Consider the following 945-nt stretch of genomic DNA (forward strand, 5'->3'; position numbering starts at 1 on the left):
GGCCGCCGAGCGTGCCGCGCACCACGCTGCCGGCCTTCTCGGCGATGGGCCGACCCGTCGACGGGTCGAGCGCCGCCGCGGCGTAGGCGCCCTTGGCGTCGAACCAGTACACCTTCAGCTCGCCGCCCCCATCGGCATCGGAAGGCCACAGCTCCCACATCCGCGCGCCCGGGTGATGCTCGGCCATGTAGGCCATGCCCCAGGCCAGGCGCTGCGCGCGGCCGGCGGTGACGGCGCCTTTCGCGGCGGCGGCAGCGGCGGCCGCGGCCTCTTCCTCCGCATGGTGTTCGGGCGTCATCCAGTGGGTGATCGGCTCGTCGAACACCGCCAGCGTGCCGGTCAGGAAAACCGCGAACAGCAGCCACGAGAACCACAGCCCGCACCACGTGTGCAGCCACGCCTGCGCCTGGCGAAAACCGCCCTGCTCCGCCGTCTTCTTCGCCTTCTTGTCGTTGCCGTTGTCGATGTTGTTTTCGTTGTCGTCGTTGTCGTCGGTCGCAGCCATGGTCATCCCCCCACCCCACGCAAGCCCAGGCTCCAGCCCAGGCCCGCCAGCACGGCGGCCGGCAGCAGCAACCCGGCCCACGCGCGCGCCGGCGAAACCGGCGAGAAGGCCCAGATCACCGCGAGGGTGTAGACCACGAAGCTGAGCTGCATGCCCGCAACGACGCCTTCAGCGCGGCTGGCCGGCAGCACGGACGCAAGAAATATCGCGGTGGCCGAGGCCAACGCATAGCCGCCCAGAACGGCGGCGGCGACGCGGCTCAGCAGCAACAGGCTCGCGGGAGCAGAGGAAGAACGGGAGGTCATGGGCACAAGGAAAACGGGGCGCAAAAGCGCGCCTCTTCCTTACATGACAAACGAGAACAAAAAAAGGGTCATCTCGTCGATGAAATAACTGTTCCGGGTGCGCGTTTTGGCGCTTGTTGTTCAGGGCGACGCCCA

Annotated in this window: 2 protein-coding genes; both read right to left on the reverse strand. The window is 68.1% G+C overall.

What is annotated here, in order from left to right; translation table 11 throughout:
* Positions 1-505 (reverse strand): PepSY-associated TM helix domain-containing protein (locus DBV14_RS33075; RefSeq protein WP_148092468.1); only part of this gene is annotated, 505 nt, incomplete at its 3' end.
* Positions 506-507: 2 nt separating this feature from the next.
* The gene (locus DBV14_RS33080) at positions 508-810 is read right to left on the reverse strand and encodes a DUF3649 domain-containing protein (protein WP_124466468.1); all 303 of its coding nucleotides are present in this window, start codon (positions 808-810) and stop codon (positions 508-510) included.
* Between the last annotated feature and the right edge of the window lie 135 nt (positions 811-945).

This window comes from Variovorax sp. KBW07, from assembly GCF_003852515.1.
Lineage (GTDB): Bacteria > Pseudomonadota > Gammaproteobacteria > Burkholderiales > Burkholderiaceae_C > Variovorax.